Source organism: Sphingobacterium sp. Ag1 (assembly GCF_000988325.1).
Taxonomy (GTDB): Bacteria; Bacteroidota; Bacteroidia; order Sphingobacteriales; family Sphingobacteriaceae; genus Sphingobacterium.
Genome location: NZ_LBGU01000026.1, coordinates 13,333 through 30,048, shown reverse-complemented (window position 1 = coordinate 30,048; position 16,716 = coordinate 13,333). Strand labels below are relative to the sequence as shown.

General features: G+C 42.7%; 16 protein-coding genes and 3 tRNA genes. 9 read left to right on the top strand and 10 right to left on the bottom strand.

The features are described 5' to 3' along the window. Positions 1-60 precede the first annotated feature (60 nt). Positions 61-2,388: a hypothetical protein gene (locus AAW12_RS04820; protein ID WP_046672473.1), complete on the bottom strand. Its 2,328-nt coding sequence runs from the start codon at positions 2,386-2,388 to the stop codon at positions 61-63. A 170-nt stretch (positions 2,389-2,558) separates the two neighbouring features. Continuing rightward, complete coding sequence (locus AAW12_RS04815) at positions 2,559-4,364, bottom strand: IPT/TIG domain-containing protein (RefSeq protein ID WP_046672472.1); 1,806 nt, start codon at positions 4,362-4,364, stop codon at positions 2,559-2,561. A gap of 418 nt (positions 4,365-4,782) precedes the next feature. Between AAW12_RS04815 and AAW12_RS25315 the strand changes: the two genes are divergently transcribed. Together AAW12_RS25315 and AAW12_RS04805 are read left to right on the top strand one after the other, a co-directional pair. Further along, on the top strand, positions 4,783-5,544 hold the full coding sequence (locus tag AAW12_RS25315; protein WP_197083976.1) for a helix-turn-helix transcriptional regulator: 762 nt from the start codon (positions 4,783-4,785) through the stop codon (positions 5,542-5,544). A gap of 22 nt (positions 5,545-5,566) precedes the next feature. Beyond that, entirely contained in the window at positions 5,567-6,187 is a 621-nt protein-coding gene (locus tag AAW12_RS04805) for a hypothetical protein (RefSeq protein ID WP_046672471.1), read from the top strand. Positions 6,188-6,214: 27 nt separating this feature from the next. Here the strand turns inward: AAW12_RS04805 and AAW12_RS04800 are convergent, their stop codons facing one another. Continuing rightward, entirely contained in the window at positions 6,215-6,529 is a 315-nt protein-coding gene (locus tag AAW12_RS04800) for a beta-lactamase family protein (RefSeq protein ID WP_262506836.1), read from the bottom strand. A 107-nt stretch (positions 6,530-6,636) separates the two neighbouring features. On the opposite strand from AAW12_RS04800, the gene AAW12_RS04795 reads away from it, so the two are divergent. The 3 genes from AAW12_RS04795 to AAW12_RS04785 all read left to right on the top strand — a co-directional run bounded on the left by AAW12_RS04795 (position 6,637) and on the right by AAW12_RS04785 (position 8,173). Further along, positions 6,637-6,966: an ArsR/SmtB family transcription factor gene (locus AAW12_RS04795; protein WP_046672469.1), complete on the top strand. Its 330-nt coding sequence runs from the start codon at positions 6,637-6,639 to the stop codon at positions 6,964-6,966. A 79-nt stretch (positions 6,967-7,045) separates the two neighbouring features. Further along, positions 7,046-7,519 carry a DUF6428 family protein gene (locus AAW12_RS04790; protein ID WP_046672468.1) on the top strand — a complete coding sequence of 158 codons (474 nt, stop codon included), beginning with the start codon at positions 7,046-7,048 and terminating at the stop codon, positions 7,517-7,519. Positions 7,520-7,537: 18 nt separating this feature from the next. Continuing rightward, complete coding sequence (locus tag AAW12_RS04785; protein ID WP_046672548.1) at positions 7,538-8,173, top strand: low molecular weight phosphatase family protein; 636 nt, start codon at positions 7,538-7,540, stop codon at positions 8,171-8,173. A 73-nt stretch (positions 8,174-8,246) separates the two neighbouring features. Here the strand turns inward: AAW12_RS04785 and AAW12_RS04780 are convergent, their stop codons facing one another. The 7 genes from AAW12_RS04780 to pfkA all read right to left on the bottom strand — a co-directional run bounded on the left by AAW12_RS04780 (position 8,247) and on the right by pfkA (position 12,590). After that, positions 8,247-9,155: an SMP-30/gluconolactonase/LRE family protein gene (locus AAW12_RS04780; protein ID WP_053003526.1), complete on the bottom strand. Its 909-nt coding sequence runs from the start codon at positions 9,153-9,155 to the stop codon at positions 8,247-8,249. 118 nt (positions 9,156-9,273) lie between these two features. Continuing rightward, positions 9,274-9,358 (bottom strand) — tRNA-Leu (locus AAW12_RS04775). A gap of 5 nt (positions 9,359-9,363) precedes the next feature. Beyond that, positions 9,364-9,436, bottom strand: a tRNA-Gly gene (locus AAW12_RS04770). 53 nt (positions 9,437-9,489) lie between these two features. Further along, positions 9,490-9,562, bottom strand: a tRNA-Phe gene (locus AAW12_RS04765). A gap of 175 nt (positions 9,563-9,737) precedes the next feature. After that, entirely contained in the window at positions 9,738-10,736 is a 999-nt protein-coding gene (gene gap, locus AAW12_RS04760; RefSeq protein WP_046672467.1) for a type I glyceraldehyde-3-phosphate dehydrogenase, read from the bottom strand. A 4-nt stretch (positions 10,737-10,740) separates the two neighbouring features. Next, positions 10,741-11,592: a hypothetical protein gene (locus tag AAW12_RS04755; protein WP_046672466.1), complete on the bottom strand. Its 852-nt coding sequence runs from the start codon at positions 11,590-11,592 to the stop codon at positions 10,741-10,743. A gap of 17 nt (positions 11,593-11,609) precedes the next feature. After that, a complete protein-coding gene (gene pfkA / locus AAW12_RS04750) occupies positions 11,610-12,590 on the bottom strand; it encodes a 6-phosphofructokinase (protein WP_156167537.1) in 981 nt (326 codons plus the stop codon). A gap of 182 nt (positions 12,591-12,772) precedes the next feature. On the opposite strand from pfkA, the gene AAW12_RS04745 reads away from it, so the two are divergent. From AAW12_RS04745 to AAW12_RS04730, 4 genes are all read left to right on the top strand, one after another. Continuing rightward, a complete protein-coding gene (locus AAW12_RS04745) occupies positions 12,773-13,444 on the top strand; it encodes an NUDIX hydrolase (RefSeq protein WP_075992906.1) in 672 nt (223 codons plus the stop codon). A gap of 256 nt (positions 13,445-13,700) precedes the next feature. Continuing rightward, complete coding sequence (locus AAW12_RS04740; protein WP_046672464.1) at positions 13,701-14,300, top strand: TetR/AcrR family transcriptional regulator; 600 nt, start codon at positions 13,701-13,703, stop codon at positions 14,298-14,300. Positions 14,301-14,328: 28 nt separating this feature from the next. Continuing rightward, positions 14,329-15,645 (top strand): TolC family protein, encoded by a 1,317-nt coding sequence (locus AAW12_RS04735; RefSeq protein ID WP_046672463.1) that lies wholly within the window; start codon positions 14,329-14,331, stop codon positions 15,643-15,645. A gap of 14 nt (positions 15,646-15,659) precedes the next feature. Then, positions 15,660-16,715 (top strand): efflux RND transporter periplasmic adaptor subunit, encoded by a 1,056-nt coding sequence (locus tag AAW12_RS04730; protein ID WP_046672462.1) that lies wholly within the window; start codon positions 15,660-15,662, stop codon positions 16,713-16,715. Position 16,716: the final 1 nt, after the last annotated feature.

Here is a 16,716-nt window from a genome sequence, read left to right as displayed (position 1 = left end):
AAAAAAAGCGACTGTTGACGTTTCGATAATTGAATCTGTCCGAAATGATTGTTACTGTTTTTATTGTTCCTGAAATTGAAAACCCACGCGGATCGCTTTCAGGCCGACGAGGCCCTGGAGATCTTCCACCTCAAACTGTTCGATGTTGTCGTCCAGTAATCCTTTGTGCTGTAGTAGGTTGATGTAACCCAGGTATTCTGTCTCTTCATGTACATTGGAGTAGACAATAACCAATTTGCCTTTTTGGGTAATACGTTCCGTCGAGCCTTTGATCTTGGCTTTGTCGATCCGTTTCTTGGCAATTTCATAACGCACATTGTAGGAGCCATCAATATCGAACTGCTTCTCGTCCATACGAAAGCGGATGGAAATGGGGGTGGCAAACACCAATATCAGCGAGGTTACTTCGAGCAGGTGGGGCAGCGAGGGTTGCAGCTGTCTAAATTCCTGTTCCATGGCACACATCACCTGCAGTTGCCATAGGCGTAAATTGCGCAGATAATACAGCTCAAAATTCCGGTCCGGAGCAATGGATGCACCGATATACATATTGTGCTCGATACCATCTGTCTTGTAGCGCTCGTAGTAATGTGGAAAGTACTGTTGGGCTTCCACCTGTTTTTCGTCGAGGATGGCCACCAGCTTTTTATTGATCAGCGTGATGGAGTTGTCATAATCCTGGCGGGCCTCATAAAAACCGCCGATGGACAGGTTGATCCGCTCAAAATAGCGGTCTATGGCCTCAGTGGCGAGGCTATTTTTGTTGTTTTTCCTGAAATTCTCGAGAATAGGGTGAATATCCTGATTAAAATAATCGAGCATGAGCTGTTCCGTATCGGTCAGCAGCCCATGTTGCAGCGTCGCCAGATTTCGTTCCAGATCGAATATTTTCTGCTCAAATAGGGGTAATTGCTGCGTTTGGTTGACCGCAGTGAACAGCGCGATCAGGTCCATGCTCTGATTGATCAGATCCTGCCGGATCGCCTGATTGCGGGATTCGGAGGAGCCCTGTACGTCGATTTGTCCATAGAGCGGATACACCTGGTCGAAGACAATTTCCTGGAGGGCATAGTCTTTCCCAAAGGCGCGGTCGTTGAGGAAGTGGATGGCTTCTTCCTGAAACCGCCATTTGACACTCGGATGGATTGACGTATATTCCTTTTGGATCACCGCTTCGATCTGGTTTTCAGTTTCAGAAAATGCTTTGGAGACTTTATCCTTTATAAAGGGCAAGATGAAGTTGAGCTTGTTGGCATTGACCGAATTGAGTTCACGTACCTTGGAGGAAGACATTTCCAGTAAACCAAGCACTTTGTCGCCTTCGATCAGGGGCACAAAAATAAAGCTCTTTACATTTTGCTGCTTCAGCTTATCGATAAAAAAGGCCTGCTTTGGATCAGCAATCGGCAGCTTGTCAATATCCGGTACAACAAGGTATTCGTCCTTGGTGAGCATGCGTTCCAGCGTCTCACTGCAGAGCATGCTTTCACATTCCTCGATGGTCGAATCGTAAAGCAGATGGCTGTACAGCTGTTTTTCGACAATCCGTAAGTTGTATTCGTCCCTGACTTTTTCAAAGGAGGTGAGTCCGATCCGCAGATCATTTATTTTATAAATCGACCTGAAGATGCTTTCTATTTCCGTCATTTGGATCGCACTTTTCTCGCGCAGCAGATTACTCTTGAAGCTGGATACCGCATTTTCAATGGTGGCATCGAAGAGCGTCATAATGGAAAAGCCCTTCAGGATCCAGCTCTGCTCGGGGAATTTGGACTTCCATAGAGCAATATCCGAAAAGTTGTCGACCAGTTCGGTAATATCTTCTGCCGAAAGGTCGATAGCCTGTTCTGTCGGAAGGACATCGATAAAATCGGCATTGAAGAGGACGCGGTAATGATGGATGATGTTATTATTGTCTGGAATATCCAAAAAGAGGGGGGCATCCATAGCATCCACCTTAAAGCCATAATACTGACTGATGATGACGCAGCAATTGAGGATATAATACGTATCGGGCGAAATATCGCGCAGACTAAATTCATAGTGATCGCCGGCGTCCTGTAATATTTTTTCCAGTCTAGCGGTGTGATTGAACGTATAGAGGTGGAAGGGAATGGTAATGGCCTTGATCTCGTTGTGCGTCAGTGAGCTTGGAAACAGATCTGCCAGCAGCACCTTGATGATAGGCTCGTAGCGCAGCAGGTCTTCGGCTTTTTCGACGCCCTCGATAAGTTCGGGGTATTTGCTGATTTCTTCCAGCAGCGATCGGGCGTAAGTAGCCTGAAAGCCAACCGGCGATAGAGCCGCTGCTTCAAAGGATGGTATAATCTTATGAAAAGCGATCAGGGTTTTAAACGGACTGGAATCAAAGGCGAAATTAAACTGCATAATGGTTGTTCCCGACTAAATTAGATTATTGCTGGAAGATGTACAAAAATATAAAATAATCGGCGAAAAGAAAATCCAAAGCGCAAGGCTAAAAACGTTGTGCTTTGGATTTCGGGCAGATGGGTACAATGAATAATTCTTATTTAAATGGCGTCCGTTTAAATCATATACTATTTAAATTGGATTTTTCGGATGGAACCGTCATCGGATGCGACGTAAAGCATATTGTCTTTATCGACTGCAATGGCATTAACGCCATTGAACTGCGCTGCTTTGCCGATGCCATCTTTGCTGCTGTTGGTCGGGTTGTTGCCGCCGGCGATGGTGGTGACCACACCATAGGTGTTGACAACCCGGATGCTATAATTGTGGTTGGTATAGTCGTTATCGCAGACGACAATATACTGATCCGACCAGAGCGCTATTCCCATCGGACTGCCAAATAGCGCAGCTGTGCCCTGTCCATCCTGTGCGGGGATATGGTTTTTATTATTGGCCCCGGCGAGAAGGTAAAGCCCATTTTGATCTTTTTTCCAGATGCGTTTGCCAGCGCCATCAGCAAGATAAAAGGTGTTCGCGTTTTTCATTTTTGTCATCCCCAGTATAGTGGCGGATTGTTGATAGGTAGGGTCGACGCTCAAAAAGTCCATATTATACAACCAGCCCATAATATTATCGCCAGCGATGCGGTTGACCACATATTGCTGCTCAGGGAAATTATTGGCATACAACATCGTCTCGCCATCAGCCAGAAGGGCGATCGGACTTATACCTGTATTTAAGCGACGTCCTTCTAAATTGAGGTCTTTACTACCGGCCCAAAGTTCTGTTTGCTTTGGCAGATTAGGCGTAAAACGGAATATGCCCGGTGTCACTTCTTTGCTTTTCCCTGCCACATATATCTTTCCATCATTACCCAAGGTAATGGCCCAGGGATCCGTAATGATGAGTGGTGCGTCGTTGGCATCGATTCGGCCGTCGCCGTTGATGTCTTTCTCAGGTGGTCCCAGTGGCTGGTAGATGACGGCATGCCCGCTTGCATCGTAGGAAAGCGTGCGGTAGTTGGACGGGTCGGTGAAGTAGAGCGTATTGTTGTTGTCGATAGCGATGCCCTGAATATTCTGGCATCCCAAAGCCGCTATGCCGTTAACCGTAGTAACCGTGGGTAATAAAACCGGTATGGGCGATACGCTGCTTACTGTTTTATTGTTTACCATGACCGTGAGCATTCCCGTTGTGGCCTCGGCAGGAATGGTGATCACCAGCTTATTTTTTGAAGCCTCGTTCACCAGGGCATTTTTGCCATTGAGTGTAACCAGGTTTTGTTCGGGTTTGTCGCCGAAATTTTGACCTAAGATCGTTAAGGTGCCTCCCGGGATGCAGGGGGCTACTTTGGCGAGCGCTTGGTTGTCAAGAGCCAGCATGCTACCATAGTTAATAAAGGACGATAAGGCAAATACAGCAAATGTACTGTTACTGCTGATGGGATTACTGAAGAGCTGTACCCCATTTAGATAGACCATACCATTGACGACCTGAACGGTGATGGTTTTGCCGCTTAGAGTGGTCAGTTTCTTGTCGGGCGTGAAATCGCTCAATGAAAAGCGGCCCTTGACAATATAGTCCTTGATGGAAGAGCCATCCTTAAAATCGGATCCATTGGTTCCATTTGCTGCTCTTAACCGGGGTAGATCCTGACTGCCCTCAGTAGCAGATGGCAGGTTATGCTTTGCTACAGACACATCAGCAAGGACCCGTTCACTCAGGGTAAAGACCGTAATGCCCTGATTAAGCTCTTCCTCAGCAAGCGACGCGCTCTTCAGATCGGCGGTAAAAGATTTCAGTGAATCTATTCCTGTCAGCACATCCTCGAGTTTCGATTTAGTACTTTGTTCCGGTGGATTGTCTTTATCCTTATGACAGGCTTGGATACCCAAAACAATGAATATTCCAAAAAAAATAACGAATCTATTCATGGTATATGTTTTAAATGTAGATCTTTTGTCTGATTGGAAACGGTGGGGTTTTGATGGCTTCATGTGAACTGGTGTTAATGGCTTCATGTGAAGTAGGCGATGATGATAGTTAAAATTACCAGTACTGATTTATTGTTGAAATACCCACTAGTGGGTATTTGTGCGCGGTTGAGTGGTTCATTACAGGGATAGAAAGGTCTCTTGTTCAGTATCTTCGTTTGGGGTGTAGCAAATCCAATAGTATGAAGGAGCTGGTTAGTTGGTCAAGAATGGATTCCTGTATAGCTTATTGGGTAGGCTTTCGGTCTCACGTGTTGCTTTTCTGTTTAACTGTAAGATGTTCAGTGTGTTGTGTTGGAAAAGTAATTTTGTGGGTATTGTAAATAATGGTTAAATTTAAGAAAGTCAATGTTGGCCTATGGAACGTCTTTTCAGATCAGAGAGCCTAGCCATGTATTACGATGAAGATCGTGATATTTTCATGGGTAAATGGGACAACTGCAATGTGGCGGAAAAGCTCATCGCAGGAATCAAGGAGTACAAAGGTATTTTTGAGAAAATAGTACCCGAAAAGGTAATCTGGGATCTCTCTTCGATGAGTTATACAATTCCGCCGGAACTGCAAAACTGGATTCTTGATTTTCTGGATATACCGGCCTGCAGACACGGGATAGACTATAAGGTCGCGCATATCTTAAGTCCGGATATCTACGCGAGCATCAGCGTGATGAACATGTACGTGGACGGGAAAACGACCTTTAGACCCCATTTCTTTTCGCATGAAAATACTGCGCTGGACTGGGTCAACTTAACGACCAAAGGCCCTGTTTCTGATACGGAAATCCTGCCGCCTTTACTGAAAGTGGAGTCTTTGCTTAATGAGAATAAGGGTCGGATTACCCTCGATGTGGACAGTGCGGAGGTTCCGGAATATCTGCTCGATATTCTTAAAGTGATCAAAAACCGACGTTTTTTCTCCGCGGGAATCCGCAATTATATGCAGCTTACCGCAAGGGAGAAAGTGATCCTAACGCTGATCCTACAGGGAAAGCCCAATAAAATTATCGCGGATATCCTGAGCATCTCCTGTGAAACCGTGAAAACCCATCGGCGCAATCTGCTTCGAAAACTGCAGTGCAAGAACATGAACGAACTGATGCGCTTTCAGATATTTTTGTAATCCAATCGATACGACTTATCAAATGAAAAATCGAACCAAAAACCTATTGTTGCTTTTTCTGATCTTTTTTACTTCGGTTACCGTTCATGCGCAAGTCGGACGGACAAGCAGCAATGATACGATTAAACTAAAATCTACTGTACCATTTGACGAGGAATTTGCAAAACTTGCGCTATCCGAAGGCAAAAGCACAATTAAGGGTAGGGTAAGCCTTACGCTTCCGCCTGCAGACGGTGCAAAAACATTTTATGGCAGCAACCTAATCGTATACCTCTTTCCGGTCACCCCATATTTATTGGACTTCCTGGAGCTCAGGAAGCAAGAGGATCCCAAAAGATTAAAATTTGCTTTTCTGAGTCCCACTTCCTGGAAATACCGGTTGGAGGCGACGTCCAATGGACAGGGGGAATTTGCATTTTATCATATGAAACCTGGGAAATATTATCTTGAAGTCTATTTTCCATGGCAGTACACGGGATCTGACAACAAGTATGTCGGTTCGGAGGGGAATACAGATTACTATGAAAAGGAGTATTTTTCCAATAAATATGAACAAATGCTGAGCAAGATGGTGGAGATCAAAAAAGACGGTGCTACGGAGAAAGCAAAGCTGCACAAATTTGTTGTTGGAAGGCGGCGCTAGCCATTTGCTGATCCAATGAAAGATACTTCACTGTGAAAGGGTTTTGGAGCCTGTGCATTTGTATATTCCGCTTAAACGACGGTAAAATTGTTGAACATTGGGATGTGCACTGTCCTGGCCGCTACTATCGTTTACTAGGATGATAATAGCGGTTTTCTTTTCGGGGTAGAGGTAGCATAGTGCAGTGAAGCCACAACCATCGTGCGCCGTGTGCATATGATAAGAGAGACCATTTTCCTCCTTACCCATCATCCAGCCCAATCCTATGCGCATACCGTCGGGTCTTGTAAACGTAGTATTATGGCTTAGTGCGAGGGCAGCATTTTTGGCCTTTAAGCGTATGCCACGTTGGGTAGGTACAAGCAGTAGGGTAGGCTACAATAAATAGGATGCGGAAATTTGGATTGATAAAATTAATATCGTAATATTGCGATATATTAACGGTCGACATGGGAATTACAAAAACAGAAATTTACACCGACGAACAGAATAAACTGGCTTCGTTCCTAAAGGTCTTAGCACATCCGGCGCGGATAGCCATTCTTCAGTACATCATAAACCAAAAGGCATGCATCTGTAATGATTTGGTGGAGGAATTGGGATTGGCACAGGCGACTATATCGCAGCACCTGAAGGAACTTAAACATATAGGCATCGTTCAAGGTACCATAGAAGGAAAATCAGTCTGTTACTGCATTGAGGAAAATGTGTGGAAGCAAACACAAGGTATACTGAATGCTTTCTTTAACCAGGATGTAAAAGTAAAAGGATGCTGTTAATGCATTTTTTTGGGAATACGTATCGTAATATTGCGATATATCATTAATAAATAGCGCGTTCATTTTAAATTGAATTATCATGAGATTATCAGAAATAAAAGAAATCCTTCCAACTTTAACGAATGTTGAGTTTCAATTGGAAAACGGCAATTTTGTCCCGGAGCATTTCCATGTGACCGAGGTCGGTCAAATCACTAAGAACTTTATCGATTGTGGTGGAGTTATCCGCAACGAGAAGGTAGTCAACTTTCAATTGTGGAATGCGGACGATTATGAGCACCGTCTCAAACCCGCAAAGCTGCTCCATATCATCAAGCTTTCTGAGGAAAAACTAGGCCTAGAAGATGCGGAAATCGAAGTGGAATACCAAAGCGATACCATCGGTAAGTACGATCTTGATTTTAATGGGAAAACGTTTATACTGAAAAATAAAACGACTGCTTGTCTGGCGCAGGATGCCTGTGGCATACCATCGGAAAAAACGAAGTTGAACTTGGCGCAGCTACCGATCGCGCAACCCTCATGCTGTACACCTGGATCAGGATGTTGTTAAATTGTTGAGCATCGCATGATATACCCTAAATTAGCAAATACTATTGAGCAGCTCAATTGGACGCGATTGGATAACGAAGATAGCATCACTGTTTTACAACCTTTGATCCTTGCTATTCAGCAGAAGGTTGATCAATTGGAGGCCGTCAACCTCAATTTCATCTGTACCCATAATTCAAGGCGCAGCCACTTGTCCCAGGTTTGGGCACAGGTGGCAAGTGCATATTTTAATATCCCGAATGTATATTGCTATTCGGGCGGTACAGAAGAAACAGCCCTATTTCCTAAAGTAGCGGAAACATTGGCTGGGCAGGGTTTTCGTATCTTTACGGTTTCGGAGACGCGCAACCCCGTATATGCTATAAAATATGATGACAATGCGCTTCCTGTAATTGGTTTTTCAAAAAAATACGATAGCCCCTTTAATCCGGTATCGCAATTTATCGCCATTATGACCTGTTCGCAGGCCGATGGGGCATGTCCTTTCATAGCAGGTGCCGATAAAAGGTTTCCGGTCACTTTTGAGGATCCCAAAATTGCTGATCATACACCCGACCAGAACAGAATATATGCCGAGCGAAGCCTTGAAATTGCAAGGAGCATGTTTTACGTTTTTTCAAAAATCAAACGATGTGATTGCATAAACAAAAGATAGGGAAGTGTGGATTGGCAATTTGCTATTCAATATTTTAGAGGTTTATGAATATTGGTATCAACTACTAAACTCGTTAGTTTACGCCTTTTGTTTTCGTCGGAATGCGGTATATCGCCGTTGAGGCGGTTATAAATAGATCGCTGCGATCTTTGCCACCAAAACAGACATTGGATGTCCATGGTTCATTTACCTCGATATGTCCGATCAGCAGGCCTGTTGGACTATAGATAAAAACGCCTTTGCCTGTGAGGTAAATATTTCCTTTATCGTCCAAAGTCATCCCATCGGATCCCTGGTCAATAAGCGCCATCTGTCCGCTGAGCTTACCATCAGATTCAATGTTAAATCGATAGGTTTTATTCCGTTCGATATCGGCGACATAGAGGTATCTTCCATCGGCCGACCCTACAATGCCGTTCGGTTTGGTGACATCTTCGGCTACTACGATCGGTTTTTTTCCTTTTCCTGGTGGGAGGTAGTATACGTTCTGCCCTGCGATCTCTGGCTTTTTCCTCGTCCAATAATCGCGCAGATAAAAGGGGTCTGTAAAGTAGATGCCACCTTTCTTGTCTGCCCAAAGGTCATTTGGACCATTCAGTTTTTTTCCATCAACAGCTGAGAGCAGGACGGTAACCTGACCATCTGTGCCAATGGACCAGATTTCGTTCCTTTCGTCGGCACAGGCCAGGAGCTGACCCTGATGGTTAAAGTACAGCCCATTTGCGCGGCCTGCAGCATCTTTAAAAAGCGTAAGTTGCCCTTTGGTGCTATACTTCCAGATTTTGTTGTTGGGCTGGTCGGTAAAATAGATGTCTCCGTACTTATCCACTGCCGGTCCCTCGGTAAAGGCAAACTGCCGGGCTATTAACTGCAGGCTGTCCTGATGAAACAATTGCGCGCTGACGTCTAAACCCTTTAAGGAGAAGAGCACGGACAGTAGGAGTGTCGGCCAATGCCGGCGAGAATGAGCTGAATGGTACATATTGTCTAATTTATCAATTTTCGGACAATAAATAATCTTATGGTAGGATTAAGTTTGGATAAAGCTTGGAGGAAAGGCGTATAAACAAGAAAAGCCCATCGTTAGATGAGCTTTCTTGTACCTAGGGCGGGAATCGAACCCGCACTCCCTTAACGGGAACAGGATTTTAAGTCCTGCGTGTCTACCAGTTCCACCACCTAGGCAGGTGAGCGAAAAACGAGATTCGAACTCGCGACCCCAACCTTGGCAAGGTTGTGCTCTACCAGCTGAGCTATTTTCGCATTGGAATTATTATTCTTTCAATCTGTCAGAACCTTGCGTTCTTCCTTTTCGGTGGTGCCAGCTGGATTCGAACCAGCGACACAAGGATTTTCAGTCCTTTGCTCTACCAACTGAGCTATGGCACCTTTTCAATTGAGCTGTCTGCCTTATTGATGATGCAAATATAGACGGATTATTTGAATTACGAAAGGCAAAAGCGCTTTTTTTTGCGTTTAAACGCCAACCTGCTGATTTTTAAGGAAAAAAAATAAGGGGCTATTCGCGTAGAATAGCCCCTTTATTGGATATTGGTCGGGTTGATTACGATAATTTACCAACTTCTAATACCAAGTCAACGATTTTGTTTGAATATCCCCATTCGTTGTCATACCAAGAGACAACTTTAACGAAGTTATCATTCAATGAAATTCCTGCTTTTGCATCGAAGATTGATGTACGAGCGTCACCTAAGAAATCTGAAGAAACAACTTCGTCTTCTGTATAACCTAGGATACCTTTCAATTCGCCTTCAGAAGCTTCTTTCATCGCAGTTTTGATTTCTTCGTATGAAGCACCTTTGTTCAAACGTACTGTTAAGTCAACAACTGAAACGTCTGCTGTAGGAACGCGCAATGACATACCTGTCAATTTACCTTTCAATTCAGGAAGAACCAAACCTACTGCTTTAGCAGCACCAGTCGATGAAGGGATGATGTTTTGGTATGCACCACGACCACCTCTCCAGTCTTTTACTGAAGGACCGTCTACCGTTTTTTGTGTTGCTGTAACGGCGTGTACTGTTGTCATCAAACCTTCAACGATACCAAATTTATCGTTTAATACTTTAGCGATAGGCGCTAAACAGTTTGTTGTACATGAAGCGTTTGAAACGATGTGTTGATCAGCTTTCAATTCTTTGTGGTTTACACCCATAACGAAAGTAGGAGTATCGTCTTTCGCTGGAGCAGACATCACTACTTTTTTAGCACCTGCATCGATGTGTTTTTGAGCCAACTCTTGTGTCAAGAAGAAACCTGTCGATTCGATGATTACTTCAGCACCTACTTCATTCCATTTTAAGTTTGCCGGATCTTTCTCAGCTGTAACACGGATCGTTTTTCCGTTTACAATCAAATTACCGTCTTTTACTTCTACAGAACCGTCAAATTTGCCATGTGTTGAATCATATTTCAACATATAAGCCATATAATCTGGTTCAACTAAGTCATTGATACCAACAATTTCAATTTCTGGACGATTGATAGCCGCTCTGAATGCTAAACGACCAATACGGCCAAATCCGTTAATTCCAATTTTCATATTCTTAATTTTTATTGATATAATATTTAATTAAATTGTGTATCGGTTCTTTTACGACAGTACCAATACTGATATTAAATTCGTCTGTGGCAACTTCCCGGAGTATGTTTTCATAATTAAATGCTACGGAACCCGTAAAGTTCACGTCACTGTCCGGATATTCTTTCATTAAGGGCTTGATGTACGTTTTTATAAAGGTACGAAGTCCATTTTTAACTAATTGATTGATGAACAGATGATCCTTATGTTCGAGGACGAAGTCGGTAAATGAATTCAGAAAATTTGTCGGTTGGGGAGCAATATACACCCTTTCCAGAATGGTTTTCTTATCGATGTTAAATTCTCTTTCCAGTTTGTCCCGCAGATCAATGGGTAGGGTATCTGTCATGTAATGTTTGAGCAACTGCTGGCTGTTCCAGTTTGTCGCCCCCTCATCGGCCAGAATATACCCCAGACCATAATTGTTGTCAATGATTTTTTTCCCTGTATAATAAGCTGCATTTGATCCACTGCCAATGATGCCAATGATGCCTTTTTCATCACCGAAAGTCGAAATAGCCGAAGCAATGACATCATGATCAACCCGGACGCGCGCATTGACAAAAAAACGCTCCAGGACATTTTTTATTTTATCCTTACGTTCCTTCGACGATGATCCCGCACCAAAAAAATAGATCCGTCTGATTTTTTCGGCGTTGTTGATCAGATTGGTGTTTTTATGCAAATGCTGTAGTATGGAGCGCTCGTCCTGAAGATAAGGATTGATCCCGTTCATGCGGAAACCTGTGGTGATCCGTCCCTTGTCAGCCAACCGCCAGTCTGAAAATCGCGACCCACTATATACTACTGCTATCATGTCTGTTCAATTTATGATTATAAAATCTCAGCCATCTCCAATAAATCAGGGCTAAGTTTAATTTCCTTATTGCTGATTGCTTCTTCAATTGGAGTTGTCTTGATTTCATTACCACGGAGCCCAACAGTAACGCGTGTATTTCCGGCCAATAATTCATTGACAGCAGCAAAGCCCAATCTACTCGCAAGCACGCGGTCGAAACTCGTTGGAGCACCACCCCGTTGCAAATGCCCTAATATACTAACTTTCGTGTCGTAATGATCAAACTTTTCTTTTACTTTTTTTGCGACATAATAAGCACCACCATTTTGATCGCCCTCTGCAACAATAACAATAGACGATGATTTCTTTTTGATGGCACCGTCTTCCAGATGACGGATTAGGTCGTCAATGGCCGTTTCTTTCTCTGGGAGTAAAATGGCTTCGGCTCCACCGGCGATGCCTGCATTTAAAGCGATACAACCTGAATCCCGGCCCATTACTTCAACAAAGAAAAGACGTTCATGTGACGCCGCCGTGTCTCTGATTTTATCAATCGCTTCGATGACAGTATTGTTGGCTGTATCGTAGCCAATCGTATAATCAGAACCGTAAAGGTCGTTGTCTATCGTGCCTGGTATACCTATAATAGGTATTTCAAATTCTTTGGAGAAGAAGTTAGCACCTGTAAAGGTACCGTCACCACCAATGACCACAAAGGCATCCACGCCGGCAGCGATCAGGTTGTCATAGCCTTTTCGACGGCCTTCCGGCGTCTTGAACTCCATGCAACGTGCTGTTTTTAATATCGTACCACCACGTTGTATAATATTGCTGACCGAACGCGTATCCATTTCGATAAAATTTGCGTCGATCAAACCTTGGTATCCTTGATAAATACCCGTTACTTGTAATCCTTTATGCAATGCTGTTCGAACGACAGCACGAATACAGGCATTCATACCAGGAGCATCACCTCCCGACGTCAATACACCTATTTTTTTAATTTCTTTTATCACACGCTATATTTTAGGTTTTACGAATATAAGATTTTTATAGTGTATATTCTACACTTTGAATAAATTTTTCAATATTTTTTTGCGCATCACGTTTAGGAAGCGTATAATTGTTACAGATAACCCGATGATTAGTAACCGCTAAATTTAGCTCAGTATATTGCACATAAATAAATTTAGAAGTTTTGTATAGTAATTTTACCGTTGACTGTGTCATATTAGGCTTTCACGAAGGAGAATTAAAAGTTCTTTTGGCCGAAAGAAATGAATATCCTTTTAAGGATTGGTGGGCATTGCCAGGTTTTTTCGTGGATAATGACGAAGAGATGGAAGATGCCGTAAAACGAATTTTGTATGAGAATACAGGTTTGAAAGATGTATTTATGGATCAGCTGCATTCCTTTGCCGGTTTAAAAAGGCATCCAAAGGGACGTATTCTGACGGTGGCTTATTACGCCCTCGTGCAGCTGGATAATACCAAATTGAAAACCAAACCTGTTACAAACTATATGAAGCAGGCAAAATGGTTCCCAGTTCGGAATGTACCTGAACTGGCCTTTGACCATAAGCAGATTTTGGACCTCTGTCTGGAAAGATTGCAACGCCGCCTTGCGTATAAGCCGATTGCTTTTGAGCTGTTACCTGAAAAATTTACCCTCACCCAGTTACAATTGGTATATGAGGGAATTTTGAATAAACCACTCGATAAACGCAATTTTAGAAAGAAAATGCAGAATTATGGCTTTCTAAAAGAGCTCGACGAAGTGCAGACTGGAGTAGCCTATCGTGCAGCAAGGCTCTATAAATTGGATAAACGAAAGTTTTTAAAACATTTTCAGAACACGGTCGCATTCTAATAGATCTGTTCGTATAATAAAAGGCAAACTTTCGAGTTTGCCTTTTTTTTTCTGAAAGTGTCTGATCTTATTGGCCAGAAAGAACCTTCAGTTTGCTTTCATTGCTGCTGGTGTCTGCGAAGTCATGAAGGTTTTGTTGTCAGGTTAATATCAAAATTATTACAATTTCAAAATTTATTTTGCCCAACATGTTACTTTTTATATTTTTGAACAATTTTTGATAAAAGTCAGAAAGTAGAAAGGAGTTTTTTGAAGAATGGAAGATAGAAAAGATCAAATCATTCATGCGGCGATAAGACGCTTTATGCATTACGGTTTCAGTAAGACGACAATGAATGAAATTGCGGAGGATATAAAAATTACCAAAGCGAATTTGTATTACTATTATTCGGAAAAGAATGCACTTATACGGGATGTGATTGTGCGTTTGACGGATGAATATAGGGAAGAGGAGGAGAAGATGGTGGCTGTGCACGTGGGCACCACCTACGAGCTGATCATTAAAATTCTGGAACTGCGCGATGCATTTGTCCGGAAATACTATATGTTGCACATGAACGAAAATCTCGAATGGATCAAGGGACTTTCCATGCAGGATTTTTTTCAATGTCTGCACGACCGCGATGTGAAAGCCTTGTTTGAGATCCTTCAGATCGGTGCCGAAAAAGGTGAAATCGATGGGGAGCATTTATATGAAACGGCCGAAATCTATGTGGAACTGATGAAGAGCTTATCCCTGATGTGCAATATCTCCGATATCATTTCGGGAATTCCGAATCAGGATCGTTTTGATGAAGTGCTGCAAAAGCAAAAGCTGGCTACCAAGCTCTTTTTTAATGGTATAAATAAAAAGTAGATATAAAATTAGGATAAATAAATTAGGAATGAAAACAATCAGAATACTAGCCAGCCTTTTATTAGGTACGATGGTTTTCCAAAGTCATGCACAGCAACAATTGAGCTTAAGTGATGCCATTAAATTTGCATTGCAGAACAAGAAGGAAGCTAAAAAGGCAAAGTTAGATCTCGAAAACTCGCAATACCAGATTGATGAGGTTAGGGGTAGCGCGTTGCCACAAATTACAGCAAATGGTTCCTTAAAATACAATGTGTTGATTCCAGAAATGGTATTGGAAGCCGGTGGTCAGACTCAAAAGATTAAAATGGGACAACCTTGGAATTCAACAGCGGCCATTTCCTTAAATCAGCAGCTTTTTAATCAATCGATCTTTACAGGCTTGAAAGCTGCTAAGACAACAAAAGAGTTTTACCAAATAAATGCGCAGTTAACTGATGAACAAGTAATCGAAAAAGTGGCAAATGCTTATTATGATATCTACCAGGAACATCTGAAACTTCAAACGATAGAAAATAACTTGCAAAGTACCACAAAAACGAAAGATGTGACGGAAGGACTTGTGAAAGCTGGGCTTGCAAAAAAAATAGATTTAGACCGCCTGGTGGTCAATGTGAATAACCTAGAGGCACAAAAACAACAAACCACCAACGCTGTACAGATCAAAGAAAATGCATTGAAATTCGCAATCGGGAAGCCGATCGAGGAAGATATCGAATTATCGGAAGAGACGTTTGATATCAATGCCGCGTTGGCCGTGGAATCGGATAATGTAGAAAATAGAACCGAAGTGCAGTTGATGAAGAAGCAAATTGAACTTTACGAACTGAACAAAAAATCGAAAGTCGCCGACCTATATCCTAAATTATCCTTAGGTGGAGATTTTGGTTTTAACGGATTTGGTAAAGGCTTTCCAATTGGTGGCGATTTTAGCTGGCCAAAGACCTCGAGCATAGGTTTAAATCTTTCGGTGCCAATCTTCACCGGAGGGACAACAAAAGCAAGAATCAACCAGGCCGATATTCAGATTAGACAAGCACAGGTTGATCTTGAGGATACCAAATTGGGCCTTAATCTGGCGAAAGAAAATGCCAAGTCACAGATTAAGATCAGCTTGTTGACGATCGACAATAATCGCCGGAATGTTAAATTGGCCAAGGGTGTGCTAGATGATACAAAAAACAATTTTAACAATGGTTTAGCAACTTTAACAGAATTACTTGATGCTGAAAAAGCACTAGCAGATGCAGAAAATAATCTAAATACGAGTCTGTTGAACTATAAAGTAGCCGAAGTTCAGATTATTAAGGCAAATGGCGAATTAAAATCACTAATTAAAGAATAATTGACTAATACAATATGAAACGCGGAATTATTACCTTACTTATTATTGCTGCTGGTCTAGCAGGAATATTTTTTGTGTTAAATAAAAATAAAAAGAAAAATGAGGCCGAAACGGCAGAGGTAGCAAAGAAAAATGTGGCTATTGCAGTGCGTATCGATACGGCAAAAGTATCTTCCATGGACTTACGCTATACGGTTAACGGAACATTTTCTCCGAAACAAGAAGTAACTGTTTCGGCTGAGACTGCAGGTAGAGTGGTGAAAGTATTGGTTGATGAAGGTTCTCATGTAAGCGCCGGTCAGACTTTGGCGATCATCGAGGGCGATAAACTGAATGTGAACGTAGCGAATGCGCAGGCTGCATTTACCAATGCGCAGGCCGATCTGCATCGCTTTGAAAGTGCCTTCTCTACTGGTGGTGTAACCAAACAACAGTTAGACCAGGTGAAATTGCAATTTGAGAATGCGAAAAATAACTTAAAAGCGTCCAAATTGAATGCTGGCGATGTGACCATCAAAACGTCGGTATCGGGTATCGTCAATGCACGTAAAATCGAACCGGGTACTTACCTAAATGTGGGCGCTGCAGCCTTCGATATTGTCAATGTCGCCACCTTGAAATTGCGTGTCAATGTAGACGAAAAGAATGTGGCTACCTTAAGGATCGGTCAATCTGTTGATGTGACAGCGAGTGTATATGCAGACCAACGCTTTACAGGTAAAGTAACTTTTATTGCTCCTAAATCGGATGGTAGCTTAAACTTCCCGGTGGAAATCGAGGTAAATAATGCATCGAACCAATTGCGTGCGGGTATGTACGGTACAGCCATCTTCGGTGAAGGTGTTGCCAGCAATACGTTGATCGTACCTCGTAATGCCTTTGTGGGTAGTGTGAGCGACAACAAGATCTTTGTGCTGAAAAACGGTAAAGCCATCGAAACAAACGTCAAATCGGGTAGAAACTTTGGTGATTACATCGAGATCTTAGGTGGTTTGCAAAATGGGGATCAGGTGATTGTTTCGGGTCAGATCAATCTATTTGACCAAAGCCCTGTAGAGATTATTAAATAGA

Coding starts and splice junctions, on each gene's coding strand:
- AAW12_RS04820 (WP_046672473.1), bottom strand. CDS start 2,388: ATGCAGTTTAATTTCGCCTTTGATTCCAGTCCGTTTAAAACCCTGATC.
- AAW12_RS04815 (WP_046672472.1), bottom strand. CDS start 4,364: ATGAATAGATTCGTTATTTTTTTTGGAATATTCATTGTTTTGGGTATC.
- AAW12_RS25315 (WP_197083976.1), top strand. CDS start 4,783: ATGGAACGTCTTTTCAGATCAGAGAGCCTAGCCATGTATTACGATGAA.
- AAW12_RS04805 (WP_046672471.1), top strand. CDS start 5,567: ATGAAAAATCGAACCAAAAACCTATTGTTGCTTTTTCTGATCTTTTTT.
- AAW12_RS04795 (WP_046672469.1), top strand. CDS start 6,637: ATGGGAATTACAAAAACAGAAATTTACACCGACGAACAGAATAAACTG.
- AAW12_RS04790 (WP_046672468.1), top strand. CDS start 7,046: ATGAGATTATCAGAAATAAAAGAAATCCTTCCAACTTTAACGAATGTT.
- AAW12_RS04780 (WP_053003526.1), bottom strand. CDS start 9,155: ATGTACCATTCAGCTCATTCTCGCCGGCATTGGCCGACACTCCTACTG.
- gap (WP_046672467.1), bottom strand. CDS start 10,736: ATGAAAATTGGAATTAACGGATTTGGCCGTATTGGTCGTTTAGCATTC.
- AAW12_RS04755 (WP_046672466.1), bottom strand. CDS start 11,592: ATGATAGCAGTAGTATATAGTGGGTCGCGATTTTCAGACTGGCGGTTG.
- AAW12_RS04740 (WP_046672464.1), top strand. CDS start 13,701: ATGGAAGATAGAAAAGATCAAATCATTCATGCGGCGATAAGACGCTTT.
- AAW12_RS04735 (WP_046672463.1), top strand. CDS start 14,329: ATGAAAACAATCAGAATACTAGCCAGCCTTTTATTAGGTACGATGGTT.
- AAW12_RS04730 (WP_046672462.1), top strand. CDS start 15,660: ATGAAACGCGGAATTATTACCTTACTTATTATTGCTGCTGGTCTAGCA.